At 68.8% G+C, this 17,755-nt stretch carries 14 protein-coding genes; 7 read left to right on the top strand and 7 right to left on the bottom strand.

The features are described 5' to 3' along the window. A partial coding sequence (locus Q8S40_RS22070; protein WP_305672127.1) for a hypothetical protein occupies window positions 1-569 on the top strand: 569 nt, incomplete at its 5' end. Between the two features lie 39 nt (window positions 570-608). Here Q8S40_RS22070 and Q8S40_RS22065 read toward each other — a convergent pair. From Q8S40_RS22065 to cysN, 3 genes are read right to left on the bottom strand one after another with little or no spacing between them, the layout of a single operon-like run. Next, window positions 609-1,472 carry a sulfotransferase family 2 domain-containing protein gene (locus Q8S40_RS22065; protein WP_305672126.1) on the bottom strand — a complete coding sequence of 288 codons (864 nt, stop codon included), beginning with the start codon at window positions 1,470-1,472 and terminating at the stop codon, window positions 609-611. A 7-nt stretch (window positions 1,473-1,479) separates the two neighbouring features. After that, entirely contained in the window at window positions 1,480-2,265 is a 786-nt protein-coding gene (locus Q8S40_RS22060) for a hypothetical protein (protein WP_305672125.1), read from the bottom strand. Continuing rightward, complete coding sequence (gene cysN / locus Q8S40_RS22055) at window positions 2,262-4,151, bottom strand: sulfate adenylyltransferase subunit CysN (protein WP_305672124.1); 1,890 nt, start codon at window positions 4,149-4,151, stop codon at window positions 2,262-2,264. Before cysN ends, Q8S40_RS22060 begins: the two co-directional genes overlap by 4 nt. Window positions 4,152-4,249: 98 nt before the next feature. Between cysN and cysQ the strand changes: the two genes are divergently transcribed. From cysQ to Q8S40_RS22040, 3 genes are all read left to right on the top strand, one after another. Beyond that, complete coding sequence (gene cysQ / locus Q8S40_RS22050; RefSeq protein ID WP_305672123.1) at window positions 4,250-5,041, top strand: 3'(2'),5'-bisphosphate nucleotidase CysQ; 792 nt, start codon at window positions 4,250-4,252, stop codon at window positions 5,039-5,041. 168 nt (window positions 5,042-5,209) lie between these two features. Beyond that, complete coding sequence (locus tag Q8S40_RS22045) at window positions 5,210-6,742, top strand: hypothetical protein (RefSeq protein ID WP_305672122.1); 1,533 nt, start codon at window positions 5,210-5,212, stop codon at window positions 6,740-6,742. After that, the gene (locus Q8S40_RS22040; protein WP_305672121.1) at window positions 6,735-8,009 is read left to right on the top strand and encodes a glycosyltransferase; all 1,275 of its coding nucleotides are present in this window, start codon (window positions 6,735-6,737) and stop codon (window positions 8,007-8,009) included. Before Q8S40_RS22045 ends, Q8S40_RS22040 begins: the two co-directional genes overlap by 8 nt. Before the next feature lie 74 nt (window positions 8,010-8,083). On the opposite strand, the gene Q8S40_RS22035 is transcribed toward Q8S40_RS22040, so the two are convergent. Beyond that, window positions 8,084-9,895, bottom strand: coding sequence for a glycosyltransferase 61 family protein (locus Q8S40_RS22035; protein ID WP_305672120.1), 1,812 nt, complete (start codon window positions 9,893-9,895; stop codon window positions 8,084-8,086). A 158-nt stretch (window positions 9,896-10,053) separates the two neighbouring features. Between Q8S40_RS22035 and Q8S40_RS22030 the strand changes: the two genes are divergently transcribed. After that, on the top strand, window positions 10,054-10,989 hold the full coding sequence (locus Q8S40_RS22030) for an alpha/beta fold hydrolase (protein WP_305672119.1): 936 nt from the start codon (window positions 10,054-10,056) through the stop codon (window positions 10,987-10,989). Between the two features lie 79 nt (window positions 10,990-11,068). On the opposite strand, the gene Q8S40_RS22025 is transcribed toward Q8S40_RS22030, so the two are convergent. From Q8S40_RS22025 to dnaE, 3 genes are all read right to left on the bottom strand, one after another. Beyond that, entirely contained in the window at window positions 11,069-12,229 is a 1,161-nt protein-coding gene (locus Q8S40_RS22025) for a hypothetical protein (protein ID WP_305672118.1), read from the bottom strand. Then, window positions 12,229-12,963, bottom strand: coding sequence for a hypothetical protein (locus Q8S40_RS22020; RefSeq protein ID WP_305672117.1), 735 nt, complete (start codon window positions 12,961-12,963; stop codon window positions 12,229-12,231). The genes Q8S40_RS22025 and Q8S40_RS22020 overlap by 1 nt, the downstream gene beginning before the upstream one ends. A gap of 82 nt (window positions 12,964-13,045) precedes the next feature. Next, window positions 13,046-16,492, bottom strand: coding sequence for a DNA polymerase III subunit alpha (dnaE, locus tag Q8S40_RS22015; protein ID WP_305672116.1), 3,447 nt, complete (start codon window positions 16,490-16,492; stop codon window positions 13,046-13,048). A gap of 33 nt (window positions 16,493-16,525) precedes the next feature. Here dnaE and Q8S40_RS22010 point away from each other — a divergent pair, with 33 nt between their 5' ends. Both Q8S40_RS22010 and Q8S40_RS22005 read left to right on the top strand, forming a co-directional pair. Beyond that, window positions 16,526-16,993, top strand: a complete 468-nt coding sequence (locus Q8S40_RS22010) for a nucleoside deaminase (RefSeq protein ID WP_305672115.1) — start codon at window positions 16,526-16,528, stop codon at window positions 16,991-16,993. Window positions 16,994-17,053: 60 nt separating this feature from the next. Further along, window positions 17,054-17,749 (top strand): class I SAM-dependent methyltransferase, encoded by a 696-nt coding sequence (locus Q8S40_RS22005; protein ID WP_305672114.1) that lies wholly within the window; start codon window positions 17,054-17,056, stop codon window positions 17,747-17,749. Window positions 17,750-17,755: the final 6 nt, after the last annotated feature.

Here is a 17,755-nt window from a genome sequence, read left to right as displayed (position 1 = left end):
CGGCACCCGCCCCCGCCCCCGCCCCCACACCCATGACCCTGGCCGCGCCGGCAGCCAGCGCGGGCGGCGAGATGGCGCCCGGCGGCGCGGATTTCCAGGACGTCAAGCTGCACCAGCACACCACCAACGCGGATGGCAGCTACCGGCACATCGAGCTCGGCCTGACCGGGCTGGTTTCGGCCAGCGGTGTCTGGCGCGAGGTCCGGCTGAAGCTGTTCGACCGGCGCGGCACGATCGGGCTGGAATTCCGGCGCATCAAGGGCTGGCCGCAGATGTTCGAGGCCTGGCCAAAGGGCGGCAGCGACCAGTTCGGCCCCTATTGGCGGCTGGAGACGGCGGCCACGGGGCCGGCGCTGGCCAGCCTCACCTCCACCCAGGACCGCGCCATGCTGGCGGCGCTGCTGGAACTGCTGCCCTCCCTGGCCCGTCGCGGCGCCCGCGTCGCCGGGCTGCCGGCCGAGGAGCAGGAAGCCTGGGCCGATCGGGGCCGCACCCTGCTGGCGGCGGTGGACGCGGCGCGGGCCGGCCCGGCACGGCCCCCGGCGGCGGGCGTCACCGGCCCGGGCTGAACCGGCGCAACGCGCTGCGGCACGGGGCACCGCCTCCGCCTACGGCCTTGGGATGGTTTCCGAGCCGCCCGGCGATGAGGCGGGCGCTGGATCGGCCGCAAGCCATGTCTCCAGCCGCGGCGCGATGGCCTGCCAGCCGGCCGCGAAGTGGCGGTACAATGCCAGGTCCACCGCATTCGCCGCGGCAATCCGTGCCGCAAGCGCCGGGTCCGCGAGCCTGGCGGCAATCTCCGCGCGCTCCGCCGCGGCGGCGCTGTTCACCCGCAGCCGCGCCGCGGGCACCCGTGGCTGGCCAAGCATCCGGGTCAGCGCGCGATAGCTGATCTGGTAGTGTTCCTGCAGGCCAAGGAAGGCGAAATGCGCCTCGATATGCGTGATCGCCGCCGCCGCATCACCGGCATCCAGCACCGGCTTCGGCACCAGATGGCGCGCCGCGCGGTTGCGCTGGCCGGGCAGGTCCAGGAAGGCATCGAAATCCGGCACGCGGCGACGCATTTCCTCCGCCAGCGGGTGCATCGGTGAGCGTTGATACAGATAGTCCGAAACCAGCCGCGCCGCCGGTTCCCGCAGCATGGTGAACAACCGCGTCCCCGGCACACCCTGGAGGATGCGCGCGACGTGGCGCTGCTGGACATGGCCGGAGGCGAAGCGGAACGGCGTTTCGCGCCACGCCGCCAGCGCCTGGTCCACCGCCGTGTCGTAGCGCTGCAACGCGGGGCGGGCGCGGTCCAGGTGGTCGATATGCAGGCTGCGATAGGGTTGCAGGCCGGCGGCGAGGTCTGAGGTCAGCGACGATCCGGCGGTCTTTGGCACATGCACGAACAGCCAGAGCGGCGGGGCGGGTTCCAGGGCGGCGCGCCAGGATTCGAAATCACCCGCGAGGAAGGCGCGCAGCGGGGACATGCCCGGTTCAGGCCAGCGCCGCGCGCAGCGCCGGCTCCGCGCGTCGCAAGGCCTCCGCGAAATGCGTGTACAGCGCGCAATCCAGCGGGTTCTGCGCGCGGATGCGCGCCGCCATCGCGGCATCGATCTCCGCCACGTCATCCGCATCCGTGTTGACATTGGCCCTCAGCCGCGGCGCCTGCTGGCGGCCGGCGAGCGCGGTCAGGGTGCGGAACGACAGGTCATACATTTCCTGGATGCCGACAAAGGCATAGCGGCGCATCGCATGGTCGATGCAGGCAGCGGCATCGCGCGTGGCCAGCACATCCTCCGGCAGCAGATGCAGCGCGGCCTTGTCCATCTCCCAGCGCAGGTCGAGATAGGCGCCGAGATCCGGCACCCGGGCACGGAAATCCTCATGCCCCGGATGGCGCGGCGAACGCTGGTGACGGTAGTCGGACACCACGCGCGCCACCGGATCGCGCAGCATGGTGATGAAGCGCGCCCGCGGCAGCTGCTGGGCGATGCGTGTGACATGGCGGCCGACGATGTGGCCCGAGGCGAAGCGGATGCCGCGTGGCCCGGCCTGATCCAGGAAGCGTGCCACGGCATCGTCGATGCGGTCGTGGAAGCTGCGCGAGGTATCGGTGTAGTCGACATGGATGTTGATGTCGGGCGGCAGGATCGCGGCGAGCTCGGCACGCAGCGAGGTGCCGGCGGTCTTCGGCACATGCACGAAGATGCAGGGGTCCGCGCCGAAGGCGGCATCGCGCAGGAAATCCCCGGCCCTTCCCGCGAACAAGGTCTGCATCATGCGCTGCCCATCACGCCGCGCAGATGCGCCAGCACACGGGCCGCCGCTTCCTCCGGCGTCTGGCCCTGCGTCTCGATCCGCAGTTCCGGGGTCTCCGGTGCCTCATAGGGGCTGCTGATGCCGGTAAAGTTGCGGATCGTGCCGGCGATGGCGCGGGCATAGAGACCCTTGGGGTCGCGCCTGATGCAATCCTCGATCGGCGTGTCCACGAACACCTCGATGAACTCACCTTCGCCCATCATCTCCCGCACCATCTGCCGTTCGGCGCGGAAGGGGGAGATGAAGGAGCACAGCACGATCAGCCCGGCATCGACGAACAGCTTGGCCACCTCGCCGACACGACGGATGTTCTCGACCCGGTCGGCATCGGTGAAGCCGAGGTCGCGGTTCAACCCGTGGCGGAGATTGTCACCATCCAGCGTGTAGGTGTGCCGCCCTTCCGCGTGCAGCGACTGTTCCAGCAGCTTGGCGATGGTGGATTTGCCGGAGCCGGACAGGCCTGTGAACCAGATCGCCAGCGGCTTCTGATGGTCCAGCGCCGCGCGGGCGGCCTTGTCCACCAGGAATTCCTCAGTGTGGATGTTGGTGGCACGGCGCAGGCTGAAGGCGACCATGCCGGCGCCGGCGGTGCGATTGCTGAAGCGATCCACCAGCACGAAGGCGCCGGTCTGCCGGTTCTCCGCATAGGGGTCGAGCGGCACGCGCTGCGCGGCCGACAGGTTGCAGAAGCCGATCTCGTTCAGGTCGAGCCGCCGCGCCGCCTGGTGTTCCAGCGTGTTCACATCCACCCGGTGGCGGATCGAGGTGACGGAGACCGGCGTCCACAGATTGCCCGCGCGCATCAGGTATTGCCGGCCCGGCAGCAGCGGTTCCTCATCCATCCAGAGGATATGCGCGGCGAACTGATCCGTGACCGCAGGGCGGTCGGCGGGCGGGGCCAGCACGTCGCCGCGGGCCACATCCACCTCATCGGCCAGGCAGAGGGTGACGGCATCGCCGGCCACCGCCGCGGTCTGGTCGCCATCCGGGCCCAGGATGCGCGCCACGGTGCTGGCCTTGCCCGAGGCCGCGACCACCACCGCATCCCCGGTCGCGACGCGGCCGGAGGCGACGGTGCCGGAGAAGCCGCGGAAATCCTGGTTCGGCCGGTTCACCCACTGCACAGGAAAGCGGAAAGGCCGCGATGCCGCCTCGGCCTCCGGCTCCACCTGTTCCAGATGGGCCACCAGCGTCGGCCCGCGATACCAGGGCGTGTTGCCGGAGGGGCTGGAGACATTGTCGCCGAAGCGGGCCGAGACCGGGATCGGCATCATCGAATGAAAGCCGAGGCCCGCGGCGAATCTGGAGAAATCGCCGGTGATGCGGTCGAACACCGCCTGGTCGAAGCCCACCAGGTCGATCTTGTTCACCGCCAGCACGACATGCCGGATGCCGAGCAGCGAACAAATATAGGCGTGGCGCCTGGTCTGCGTCAGCACGCCGCGACGGGCATCGCACAGGATGATGGCAAGGTCGGAGTTGGACGCGCCGGTCGCCATGTTGCGTGTGTACTGCTCATGCCCCGGCGTATCCGCCACGATGAAGCTGCGGCGCGGCGTGGCGAAGAAGCGGTAGGCGACATCGATGGTGATGCCCTGCTGGCGCTCCGCCTCCAGCCCATCCACCAGCAGCGCGAGGTCCACCTCCTCCCCCACCGTGCCGTGCTTGCGGCTGTCCTTGGTGATGGCGGCGAGCGTGTCCTCCATGATCAGCCGGCTGTCGAACAGCAGGCGGCCGATCAGTGTGGATTTGCCGTCATCGACGGAGCCGCAGGTGAGAAAGCGCAGCAGGCCACGCTGGTCAGGCCCAGGCTGTTTCGGCATGGCGGCGTGGCGGTGGCTGTCCATTTCGGGTCCGAATGTCTCCTGCACGCCCCTGCTTGCCCTTTCGGCTATCCCATGACCACCCTCGATGCGGCAAGATGTGACCCGGGACCCGACGCGCCATGACCGACCACGGCAGCCTCCTCATGCGCTTCGCCGCCATCGCGGCCGAGGCCGGGGCGCGGATCGTCGAGATCCGCGCCCGGCCGCATGACGTGACGGCGAAGGCGGATGGCTCACCGCTGACGGAGGCGGACCTGGCGGCGGAGGCGGTGATCGCCGCGGGCCTGCCCGCCGCGGCGCCCGGCATCGCCGTGGTGTCGGAGGAGGATGCCGCCCGCGTCGCGCCACCACCGGGGGCCAGCTTCATCCTGGTGGATCCGCTGGACGGCACGCGGGAATTCCTCGGCCCCTCCGGCGAGTTCACCGTGAACATCGCCCTCATCGAGGCCGGGCGGCCGGTCTGCGGCGTGGTCTATGCGCCGGCGCTGGGGCGCATCTGGCGCGGCGCGGCGGGGCTGGGGGCGGAGATGGCGACGCTGCCGCCCGGTGCCGATCCTCGGCGCGCCACCTGGCGGCCGATCCGCGCGCGGCGCTGCCCGGCCACCGATTGGACCGCGGTGGCCAGCCGGTCGCACATGGACCCGGAGACCGAAGCCTACCTGGCCCGCCTGCCGATCGGCGAACATCGCGCCATCGGATCATCCCTGAAGTTCTGCCTGCTGGCGGAAGGCGTGGCGGATGTCTATCCGCGTTTCGGCCCGACCATGGAATGGGACACCGCCGCCGGCCAGGCGGTGCTGGAGGCAGCCGGTGGGCGGGTGGAGACGCCGGATGGCGCGCCCTTCGGCTACGGCAAGGCGCAGGCGGGCTTCCGCAACGGCGCCTTCATCGCCTGGGGTGCCGCAGGGTGACGACCCCGCCCGGTGACGACACCGCCCGCCCCCGGCCGCACTTGACCGGTCCGGTTGACTGGCCCGTGTGATTTGCCCGTTTGATTGGCCCGGCTGATGCCGTGGTTGACACGGGCGGCCGAAGCCCGTTTGACGGCGCCGGATATGGGGCCGGCAGGAGGGTGTTTGGTGCTTCGCCCGTTCGAGGATGGCCAGAGCGGGGAGGCGTTGCAGCTCGGCCTGGCATGTGAGGTGGCGCTGCAGGGCGGCGGCCGGCTGCTGCTTGGCTCGGCTCGGGCGCCTGCCGATGCGGAGGCGACCCTGTGGCTGGAAGCGCCGGGCGGCCAGCCCTGCCCAATCATGCAGGCCCGCTTTCACCCGGAGCCGGCCCAGCCCGACAGCCCGCGCCCCGCCCGCCTTTTCGCGCTGGTGACCGATGCCCTGCCCCCCGGCACCCGGCTGGTCCTGCAGGCCGGTGACCAGCGCACCGACATTGCCGGCGAAGGGTCAGGTGAGTCCGCGCTGGCCGGCCTGCTGGCCGCCTGGCCGGCGGAGGCGGGGTTTGCCCTGCTTGCGGATTGCGCCGCCAACCCCGCGCTTCAGCCACTGCTGGGCTGGCAGCAGCGCCCCTTCGGCGGCTTTGGCGATTGGCTCGCCGGACTGAACCCCGTGCGCGGCCGCATGGTCGAGACGCTGGCGGAGATCGAGGAAGCCGAGACCCTGACCTCCCTGGCCGGGGAGGTAATGGTGGTGGTGCGCGGCAGCGCCGCCTTCCCCCCCGAAGCGCGGCTGGAGATGGTAGCCATCGGCCAGCGTCCGGATGCGGCCGGGCGGGCGGAGCCGGTGGCCGTGCCGCTGCTCGACTGGCATGTCGCGGCACTGCCGCAGGCGCTGGTCGGCCAGGCGCGCATCGACCCCGCATGGCTCGACCGGCTCTCGACGCTTGAACTGGTTCTGCGGGTGCAGATGCGGCCCGACTTGGTGCATTTCCTGCGCTGCCGTCCGCGCGCCGCGACGGTGCCGGACCTGCTGGATTCGATCTGCCGCACCACCCCCTTCGCCGAACCGGGCGACGCCGCCGGCGCCGCGGCGCTCGACCTGCTGCGGCTGGTCGTGGCCCGGCGGGAGGCGCTGTGGGCGCCGCCGCTGGCAAGCCTGGCGGCGCAGCGTGCCGCCCCCGATGCCGCCGGCCACCTGCCCCGCCTCGGCCTGATCCTGGGCGCGGATGACCCACTGGCGGCACGGCTGTTCCAGGTAACGGCGCCGGAATTCGAGGGGCGCTGCGACCGACTTCTGGTGATGGGCGATGCGGCGGAGGCGGTGGCGCAGCCCTTCATCCGCCGCGGCCGCATTCCCGTGACGCTGGGCGCCGCCGCCGTGCAGGCGCTGCGGCAGGCCGCAGGCCGCGCCGGCGTGCTGGCGGTGGAAGCCCCGCGTTTCGCCGCTGCCGTGGCTGCCGGGCGGCCGGCTTCGGCGTTTTCCCGTCCGCTGGGCGCGGCGGATCTGGCGCGGCTGCTGGCGCTGCATGCCAGCGCCGGCTGCGAACCGGCGCTGGCGGACAGCCTGGCCCGGCTGCTGCGCCTGCACCGGATGCAGCCCGGAGAGCCGGCCTTCCTGCCGGTCCAGCGCGGCTGGAGCAGCCCGCATGCGGCGGAAGTGGTCAACGCCCATCTGGCCCGGCTGTGGTCCACCGGCCCCGCGGAGACCGCCCTGCATGGCTAAGCCACCCAGGACGCGCCCGGCCACCGCCATGGGCAGGGTCTGCATCATCGCCCATTCGCACCCCGAATTCTCCAAGGGCGGCGGAGAGCTGGCGGCCTACCGGCAATTCGAGACGATGCGCGACGCCGGCCGCGACGTGGTGTTCGTCGGCGCCAGCGAGGTTGGCACGCAATACGCCGAAAGCCGCCCGATCGAGACGGTGATGCCCTTCGGTCCCGGCGAGTACGTCTATTCCTTCGCCGGCATGGCGGAGGACCGGCTGGCCTGGGAGGACACCTATCAGCGCGGCGTGCTGGTGGACTTCCTCGCGGCGCTGGATTGCGAAGTCTATCACTTCCATCATTACTGGCGCCTCGGCACCGACCTGATCGATGCGCTGATGGCCGCGCGCCCGGATGCGCGCTTCGTCATGACCATGCATGAGATGCTGGCGATCTGCCTGCATCACGGCCAGATGGTGAAGACGCGGTCGCGCGAATTGTGCCGGCGCGAATCACCGCTGCGCTGCCTGGCCTGCTTCCCGGACCAGACGCTGGAACGCTTCGCCTATCGCAAGGCGACGCTGATGGCGGTGCTGTCGCGCTTCGATACCATCCTGCATCCCAGCGACTTCATCCGCGGCCGCTATCGCGACTGGGGCCTGACCGCACCGCGCGATCCGGTGCTGGAGAATTATCTGGGCGACGCCATGCTGGCGCAGCCGCGCGAAGCGGCCGATCCACAGGCCATGGCGCATCGCTTCGGCTTCTTCGGCCAGCCAACCTCGTTCAAGGGACTGGACGTGTTGCTGCGCGCGCTGCCCATGGCGCTGCGCGGCAACCCCGATATCGTGCTGACCGTCTTCGGCGCGGAGCGGGAGGATGTGCTGCGGCTGTTCCCGACGCTGGAGCCGATGGTGGAAGCCGCCGGCTCCAGCCTGACCTTCGCCGGCCGCTACGACCCGCTGGATGCGCTGGACCTTATGCGCTCCGTCGGCTGGGTGGTGGTGCCGAGCGTATGGTGGGAGAATTCGCCGGTGGTGATCCAGGAAGCCCGCCGCGCCGGCACGCCGCTGATCGTCTCCGACATCGGCGGCATGGCGGAGAAGGTGCAGCGCGGCGTGGACGGGCTACACTTCAAGCGCGCCGCGCCGGTCGATCTGGCGCGGGTGATGGTCCAGGCGACCGACCCGGAACTGCGCGCCACACTCGGCGCCAGCATCCGCGATGTCATGGGGCGTGCGGAATTCCTAGCGGCGCTCGATGCCGCAACTGCCGTGAAGCGATAGCGGAGCTGATGCTGACGGGCGCGCTATGCGCGCACTCTGCGCTGGCGCGACGTCCCACCATGCCTAGTTCAGCCTTAACGCAGGCTGTCAAATTGTTCCAGCAGTGGCCCCAGCGCCGCCATGTCAATGGTGAAGTCGGATTGCATGCCGAGTTCTGGCCGGTTCGCCTTGCCATGCAAGCTCCAGTACTCGCCGCGCTTGTGGCATATCAGGTCGTAAAAGAAGTCATCCATCATGAATTCGGTGGTGAGCGCTAGCAAACGTACCCCGGCGGGTGCGAAGGCGATATTCGTGAGCGCGGCGCCAAGGTTGCCGACGATATGAGAGGCCGAGGCGAACAGCGCCATCTGCTCTCGCAGCGTCATCGCCTCGGGCGAGACCACCTCGTATCCGAGTGTTGCCAGCATGGCGACCACATCGTCCTGGTTCAAGATCTTCCGTCGTAGCGGGCCACTGCGCTGCACATAGAGCCGCCGCTCACCCGGGGGAGTTGGGCCGATCGCCTCGGCTGCCAATCGCTCTAGCGTGCGAACTACGCGAGGCGCCTTGACCCATGGCTGTACGGTCAGCGGCGCTGGGTAGATCAGGGATGGGACAGAAAGCGGGAAATCATCCGCGAAGATCACCTGTGCCTCGGTGATGCCGAAGATCGCTAGGCAGTCGAGCATAACCTGGCGCATCTGTTCGGAAATGGTCTTGCGGACGATGTAGTGGCACTGGGTGAGGTCGGCGATCTCTCGCACCAGGTCCAGCCGCGGCAAGCTCTCCACCAGCCAATGTCCGTAATTCGAGTCCCAGCGCTGCTTGAGCAGCACATGTGTCGTATCGGCCGGTAGGGGACAAATGCTCGGTACATTCTCCAACGTGGCGAAGCCGGCTTTCGGGGTGGGGCGGAAGCAGCCTGCGAAACGCAGCGCCTGTTGCTGGTTGATCAGGCTCTCCCGGATGATGACGCCTTGCCGGGTGACCACCACGCCATCGCCCATGACGACACAATTCTGCAAGCTGGCGACCTGCGCCTTCGGTGGCTCCACGATCTCCCTGCTCTGCGCAGTAACGGTGCGAAAAATCACATCGGGCGCGGTGACGATACGTGGCGTGATGCGCGAATAGGAGCCGCCCGAATCCAGGTCACGCGTTTCCGGCGCTGCTTCCGCCAGGGACCGTAGTCGCAGCTTGGCACGTAGCCGTGGATGCTCTGCCCGCGGCGCCTTTCGAATGATCACGGCGTTCCGCAGAAATACCACCATCTCTGCGGTGGCCTTGAAGTAAGTATGGAACTCATCCTTCTGCGGCTCCGCGACGAGAGCGCCTCCGGTCAGTCCTTCCGCAAGCCTTCGTACCTCATCGAAGGCGGAGAATGCGGCGTTGCCCGCATAGCGCTTGCGATGTGCGTCGCCGAAGCTCGTATGAATGTCCTCGATTATGAAGAGTCCGCCGGGCAGCAGCACCGGATAGAGCATGCGCAGCGCGAGTATCTGCTCTTCCCAGAGATGGGTGCCATCGTCGAGTATAACGTTCGGACGCGCGGAACCCGCCAGCTTCAGCAGGAATGACGCGTCGCCAGCATTACCGATTTCGATCCGCACACGATCGGAGGCGTGTCGGCGGCTGGCAGGATCACGGTCCACGCCGAGGATGCGGGCGGCAGGGAAATACTCCGCCCATGTCTTCAGGGAGGCGCCATCATTGACGCCGATTTCCAGAACTTCGATCTCTGCCTCGCGCTGATCCTGCAGGAAGAATTCGTAGGTGCGGAGATAGTTATGGATACGTGAGGCCTTGTCGCTGCCGTGCTTAAGGCCGATCGCGTTCAGGCCGACGGCGCCAGGCGCCGGGTGGGGGGACAGGGGCTCGTCCCGACGATCATCCCGCACGATCAACATCTCCCATACAAATATCCCAGATCATCGCCCGACCACTTAAGGATGGACAATCCTAAGCGATCCAGCTCATCGACCCCAATCCAATCCACCTGAAATCCACAGATGGAGCCTTGACCCGGCTGCCCCACCGGCCAAGCCTGCTGGCGGAGGAACCATCCATGTCCCGAGACTCGCAGCCGCCGAGTGAGGCCGCCGCCGCATTGCTGCCCGGCTTTCGCCACCAGCGCATCCGCACATCCGGCGCCGAGATCATGACCGCCATCGGCGGGTCCGGCCCGCCCTTGCTGCTGCTGCATGGCAACCCGCTGACGCATGTGAGCTGGCACCGCGTGGCGCCGGAGCTGGCGCGCCACTTCACCGTGGTGCTGATCGACCTGCGCGGCTATGGCGACAGCAGCAAGCCGCCGGGCGGCGACGACCACGCCGCCTACAGCTTCCGCGCCATGGCGCTGGATGGGGTGGAGGTGATGCGCGCGCTGGGCTTCACGCGCTTCGGCGTGGCTGGCCACGACCGCGGCGCGCGGGTGGCCTTCCGCATGGCGCTGGACCATCCGGATTGCGTGACGCAGCTGGCGTCCCTGGACATCGTGCCGACCTGGCACCTGCTGTCCAACATCACCCTCGGCTGGGGGCTGGAGAGCTATCACTGGTTCTTCATGGCGCAGAAGGCGCCGTTCCCCGAGAAGCTGCTCTGCGCCGACCTGGATTATTACATCAACTACAAGCTGAACAAGAAAGGCGTCGGGCTTTCGATCTTCGACCCGGTGGCGTTCTCCGAATATGCGCGCTGCACGACGCCGGAACAGATCCATGCGGTGTGCGAAGACTACCGCGCCACGGTGACGCTGGACTACGAGATGGACCGCGCCGAATTCGGCAAGCGGCAGATCGCCTGCCCGGTACTGGTGCTGTGGGGCAGCAACAGCCATGTCGGCCGGCACCTGGCGGTGATGGAGGCCTGGCGGCCCTGGGCCCCGGATCTGCGCGGCTGGGCCATTCCAACGGGGCACTACCCTTCGGAACAGCGGCCGGACCTGGTGCTGGGCGCCTTCCTGCCCTTCTTCAGCGGTGAGGAACCGCGGGAGGCGGCATAGCCGGCCCCGACCCGGCCACCAGCCTTCGGCGTCGCGGCCGTGCCGCAACTCCCCGCCATGCGGGAAAGGGAAGCCAGCCTCAGCCGCGTGCCTGGGCCCGCCCTTGCGCGAGATCCCAGGGTAGCTGGAAGAAGATCTCGTCCCAGCCCCAGAATTGCCGCAGCGAAGTCCGCAGCGCATTCGGCGGCAGCACCGGGCGGCGGCCGTCACAGGCGGTCACCGCCAGCACCGGGGCCAGCAGGTCGCGCCAGAAATCGGCCGACAGCCACGCATCCACCACGCTGGCATGGCTTCCGGGGGCGATATCCGCCCGGCGCGGCGCGATCCGCATCGGCGGCGTGCCGAGGAACACACCCTGCTTGCCGAAGAACCGCGCCTCCGCCACCACGGAAGAGGAAACGCCGACAACGGTGCGGATGGCATCCTGCGCCAGCAGCACATAGGCATTCTCCCGCGTCTGGCGGATGCGGGACAGGCGCAGCCCGGCATTGTGCAGGCCGAAGCCATCGGCGTTGTAGGGGTGCGGCTTGAACAGCACCGGGCCCTCGGGGCCCAGCACCGCGTGCAGTGCCGGGGCGAAATGCGACAGGTCCTGCAGCTTGCCGTTGCTGATCAGCGCGCGATCCACCTGGGTCTGGCCGACCAGCAGGCAGGGTGTCTCCACCGGCACGCGCGGCGGCATCTTCACCGCCGTGGCGGCCAGCAGATCGGCCCAGGGTTCGAAGACATGGTCCTCGGCATGGTGCGGGATCAGCCGCGCCAGGATCTCCGGGTGGTCGGTCTGGATGGCGAACAGCACGTCCGGGCCGAAGCGGTAGGGGTGGATGTTGACATCGACCCAGGGGATGGCGGCCAGTGTCAGCAGCCGCTTCTGCAACTCCGTCAGCTCGAACCCCACCACCGCCGCGGCGCCGGCGAAGGGGCTGGCCAGCATGGCGGCGGCGTCGCGCGGCAATGCCATCGCGTCGAACAGTCCGACCCAGCCCTCGATATCCGGTGCGGCGCCGCAGGCGGCGTAGAAGGCGGGCGTGTCGAAGCCGAGGATGTCGCTGCCGGGCGGTGCGATGCCCGGTTCATCCCAGACCAGCCCCTGCACCGGCAGGCCGGTGGCCGCGGCCAGGGGGCGGCGCACCAGGCGGTGGAACCATTGGATGTTGCCATTCTGCGAGGATTTGAACAGCTTGTCCTGCGGCCGCAGCAGGTCGCCAGTGACAATGATGCGCCGTGCCGTCGGCTGCATCAGCCTTCGCGCTCGATCCGCAGCCAGCCCAGGCCGAGGCCCAGGGTGCGGCTGTCCCGCAGCGGACCGGTGGCCGGGTCGGTGAAGCGGTCGCCTTGCAGCAGCAGGGAGATGCGTGATCCGGCCGGCAGCGCCGGCAACACCGCCACTGCCTGGCAGGTCGCCATCGCGCCATCCTGCGACAGCACCGTCAGGTCCAGCTTCAGCCCATCCAGGAAGATATCCTGCGCCGCCAGGTCGAGCGCCGCGCCGAAGGGCGCCCGCAGCGCCAGCGTGATCCGCAACGCGCCGCCGCCCAGCGCCGGCAATTGCGCCGTGGCGCAGCGCGCGGCGCCGGACCAGCGCAGCGCGCCGGCATCGGTCATCTCGGCCGGGTACCAGCCGAAGCCGATGAAATCCTCGGAGGCCACGTCGAAGGCCACCGGGCCTGCCTCCGGCGTTGCTTCCGGCCCGGCGGCGGCCTCACGGCGCGCGGCGGGGATGAAGGGCAGCGGGTCGATCCGCAGGCGCTCGGCGCGGGACAGTGCATCGGCCTGCCGCAGCTGGGACAGCGCCTCGACCTGCGCGGAAAGCCGGGCGATTTCCTCGACCAGGTGTTCGCCGAACAGCCGGGCATCCGGGTCCAGCCGGTCCAGGAAGGGGGCGGCGACGGTGCGCAGGCGTGCGGCCTCCACCTGATGCAGCCCGGCCTCGATCAGCGCCGCGGCGCGGCGGTCGGGGGAGAGATCGAGCAAGGGATGATGGCCGTGCGACAGAACAGACCCCCTCCTGCGGGCGGCCTATTGGTAGCTTACCAAAGCGCAGTCCGCGAGGGGGCTAAAGCTCCGCCACATCCGCCACGCCGGGCACCACCTTCATCGCCTGCATCAGCCGCGGCGAGATGTTGAACCGGCCGGGCAGTGCGATCTCCACCTCCTGCCCCGGGCCGGTGACGGAGACGATTCGCACCTCGCCCCGGCCCTTGCCTTCGCGGTCCAGCATCAGGCGGATCGGATTGATGGCGCCGCTCTGGTCGAGCCAGAGCCGGATGCCCTGGCCCATGCCCTGCGCGACGCGTTCCAGCGGCTCCAGCTCCAGCGCCGTCAGCCGCACCGTGTCGCCATCCAGCCGCACTTCGGTGGTGACCAGCAGGGCCGTGCCCTCGGCCAGCATGCCATCGGCACGCGCCAGGCTTTCGCTGAAGAAGGTGACCTCGAAGCTGCCCTCGGCGTCGCTGAAGCGGACCCAGGCCATCTTGGTGCCGGATTTGGTGCGGCCGGACTTCACCGCGATCACGGTGCCGGCCAGCTTCATGCGGCCGGAGCCGCCACGGGCGCGATCCGCGATGCGCGACGACGGCACGGCGCCGAGCTTGGCCAGCACGCGACGGTAGGTATCGAGCGGATGGGCCGATAGATGAAAACCCACCGCATCGGCCTCGTAGCCCAGCTTCTCCAGCTCCGGCCAATCCTGCACATCCGGCAGGCGCAGCGGCGGCGGCGCGGTCTCGGCGCCGAACATGTCGCGCGTTGGGTTCAGCCGTCGCTCGCCGGCTTCCTGGGCGGCGCGCAGCACCTGCTCAGCCCCCTGCACCATGCGGGCGCGGTTCGGCTCCAGGCTGTCGAAGGCGCCGGCCTTGGCGAGGTTCTCCAGCTGCATCTTGTTCAGCAGCTTCGGGTCCACCCGGCCGGCGAATTCGGACAGCGACGCGAAGGGCGCCACGGCATCGCGCTGCGCCACGAGGTCCTTCATCGCGGCGAGGCCGACGCGTTTCACGGCGGCCAGCGCGAAGCGGATGGCGGCCGTGCCATCTTCCCTGGCCTCGATGCGGAATTCCGCGCCGCTGCGGTTGATGTCCGGCGGCAGCACGGCGATGCCGAGGCGCGATGCCTCCTGCATATGCCCCGCGAGCTTGTCGGTGTTGCCGAGGTCGAGCGACATGGAGGCAGCGAGGAAGGCGACCGGATGGTTCGCCTTCAGCCAGGCGGTCTGGTAGCTGACCAGGGCATAGGCGGCCGCGTGCGACTTGTTGAAGCCGTATTCCGCGAACTTCTCCATCAGGTCGAAGATCTCGCCGGCCTTGGCATCCGGCACGCCGTTGGCCACCGCGCCCTCGACGAAGATCTTGCGCTGCGCCTCCATCTCGGAGCGGATCTTCTTGCCCATGGCGCGGCGCAGAAGGTCGGCGGTGCCGAGCGAATACCCCGCCAGCTCCTGGCTGATCTGCATGACCTGTTCCTGATAGACCAGGATGCCGTAGGTCTCGCTCACGATCGCCGCCATCTTCGGGTGCGGCGCCGCCCAGGGCTCGCCATGCTTGCGCTGGCAATAGGCGGGGATGTTGGCCATCGGGCCCGGGCGGTACAGCGACACCGCCGCGATCAGGTCCTCGAAGCGGTCGGGGCGCATCATGCGCAAACAGTCGCGCATGCCCTGGCCTTCGAACTGGAACACGCCCGCCGCATCGCCACGCGCCAGCATGGCGTAGGTCTTGGCGTCATCCAGCGGGATGCGATCCAGGTCGATCGTCACCCCCTGCCCCGCCAGCAACTGCACGGCGCGTTGCAGCACTGTGAGAGTCTTGAGGCCGAGGAAGTCGAACTTCACCAGGCTGGCCTGCTCGACATATTTCATCGAGTACTGGGTGATCAGCGTGTCGCTGCGCGGGTCGCGGTATAGCGGCACGATATCCACCAGCGGCCGCCGCCCGATCACCACGCCGGCGGCGTGGGTGGAGGCGTTGCGGTACAGCCCCTCCAGTTCCTGCGCCACTTCCAGCAGGCGGTGCACCTGTTCGTCGCTGCGCTGCATCTCCTGCAGCTTCGGCTCCCCCTCGATCGCCTGCGCCAGCGTCACGGGTTTCGCCGGGTTGAAGGGGATCAGGCTGGCGATGCGGTCCACCTGGCCATAGGGCAGGCCCATGACACGGCCGACATCGCGCACCGCCGCCTTCGCCTGTAACTTGCCGAAGGTGATGATCTGCGCGACGCGGTCCTCGCCATATTCGCGGCGGACATAGTCGATCACCTCGTCGCGGCGGTCCTGGCAGAAGTCGATGTCGAAGTCCGGCATCGAAACGCGTTCGGGGTTCAGGAAGCGCTCGAACAGCAGGCCCCAGCGCATCGGGTCCAGATCCGTGATCAGCAGCGCCCAGGCGGCGACGGAACCGGCACCCGAGCCACGGCCAGGACCCACGGGAATGCCCTGCGCCTTGGCCCATTGGATGAAGTCAGCCACGATCAGGAAGTAGCCGGAGAAGCCCATCTTCTCGATGACCGACAATTCGTAGGCCAGGCGTTCCCGGTAGGGCGCGCGCGCTGCCTCGTCGAGTTCCAGCACATCAAGCCGGCCTTCCAGGCCCTGCCTGGCCATGGCGAAGACCGTCTCGGCCTCCGTCATGCCCTCCATCACCTTCGGGCAGATCGGCAGTTCCGGCTTCTTCGATTCCGCCATCACGGCGCAACGCTGCGCGATGGCCAGCGTGTTGTCGCAGGCCTCCGGCAGGTCTGCGAACAATGCGCGCATTGCCTCGGTGGATTTGAAGAAATGCTCGGCGGTGACGCGGCGGCGGTCGGGCTCCGCGATCACGCGGCTTTCGGCGATGCAGAGCAGCGCGTCATGCGCGGCGTGCATCTTGGCCTCGGCGAAATAGACATCGTTGGTGGCGACGATGGGCAGGCCGGCGGCATCCGCGAGCGACAGCAGCCCGGCCTCCACCATCTTCTCGGTCGCCATGCCATGGCGTTGCAGTTCCACCACCAGGTCATCCTGGCCGAAGATGTCGCGCAACTGCGCCAGCAGCTTCGCCGCGGCATCGCGCCGCCCTTCCGCCAGAAGGCGTCCGAGCGGGCCGGTGGTGCCGCCGGTCAGCAGGATCAGGCCGCCGCGGTGCCGGTCCAGCGTCTCCAGCCCGATGCAGGGCATGCCGGAGATATCGCTGCCGAGGAAACCGGCCGAGGACAGGCGCTGCAGATTGTCCAGCCCCTCGGCATTCCGCGCCAGCGCCACGATCGGGTCCGGCCGGTGCCGCGCCGGATCGCCGCCACGGCCCGCATCGTCGGTGACGCTGCGGCCGAGGAACAACTGGCAGCCGATGATCGGCTGCACGCCCTTGCCCGTGCAGGCCTGGGAGAATTCCAGCGCGCCGAACAGATTGCCCGAATCGGTCAGCGCCACTGCCGGCATCCCGGCGGCGCGGGCGAGCGCCGGCAGCTTCTCGGCCTTGATCGCGCCCTCGCTGAGGGAGTAGGCGGAATGGGCGTGCAGGTGGATGAAGGGGCGCATGGCGCCGTCCTACCACGCGCCCGGGGGCTTGGCATGGCAGATGATGAAACCCTGCTGCGACGGGCAATTGCCCTCTCGGCCGAGGTGCGTGACGCCGGCCAGCACCCTTTCGCCGCGCTGCTGGCCGATTCGGAGGGCCAGGTCCTGATGGAACAGGGCAACGGCTTTCAGCCCCATGGCGACGGCACCGCCCATGCGGAGCGGCTGATCGCCACCCGCGCCTGCCTGGAACTGCCGCCGGAGGTCCGCGCCACCGCCACCCTGTTCAGCAGCGCCGAGCCCTGCGCCATGTGCGCCGGCGCGATCTACTGGGCCGGTATCGGGCGGGTGGTGTTCGGCCTGTCGGAAAAGCGCCTGAAGGCGCTGATTGGACCGCACCCCGAGAACCTGACCATGGACCTGCCCTGCCGGACGGTGTTCGCGGCCGGACAGCGGCAGGTGGAGGTGGTGGGGCCGCTGCTGGAGGATGAGGCTGAGGCGCCGCACAGAGGCGCCTGGTAGACCGCTTGCACCGCCCCCACCCGGCACGTCATCATCACCGTGCATTCAGGGAACTTGTCGGTGAAGTCCTATCGTGAAATTTTCGAGGCGCCCAAACGTTTTACCTCGGACAAGTGGGACCACTACCTGGATGTGTATGACCGCCACTTCGCGCGGTTCCGCACCGGGAAGCCGCTGACCTATCTCGAGATCGGTGTGCAGAATGGCGGCTCGCTCTGCGTGGCGCGCGAATACTTCGGCCCATCCGCCCGGATCTACGGCCTCGACATCGATCCGAACAGCAAGGTCGCGGAGGAAGCGGGCATCGCGAACCGGGTCTTCCTCGGCTCCCAATCCGATGAAGGCTTCCTCGACATGGTGCTGGCCGAAACCGGCGCGCCGGACATCGTGGTGGATGACGGCTCGCACAACCAGGCCGACATGGTTGGCACCTTCCTGTCAGTGTTTCCGCGCATGGCACCCGATGGCTGCTACATCGTGGAGGATACCCACACGATCCATTTCCCCAGCTATCAGCGCAGCGACACCGGCCTGAACGTCTATGACTATTTTCGCGCGCTGCCGGACAAGCTGACCCTGGACTTCATGGTGCCGGATGCGCGCCGCGAACGCTTTCGCACGCCACCCGAAAGCCGCACCGGCGAAATCCGCACACGCAATGCCATGGCGCACAGCATTGGCAGCCTGCATTTCTACAACAGCATGATCGTCGTCGAGAAAGCGCCCTACCGGGAGCCCTGGCGCCGGGTTCTCTAGCGCCGC

The organism is Falsiroseomonas sp., assembly GCF_030695085.1.
GTDB lineage: Bacteria > Pseudomonadota > Alphaproteobacteria > Acetobacterales > Acetobacteraceae > Falsiroseomonas.
This window is presented reverse-complemented; position numbering and strand designations above follow the sequence as displayed.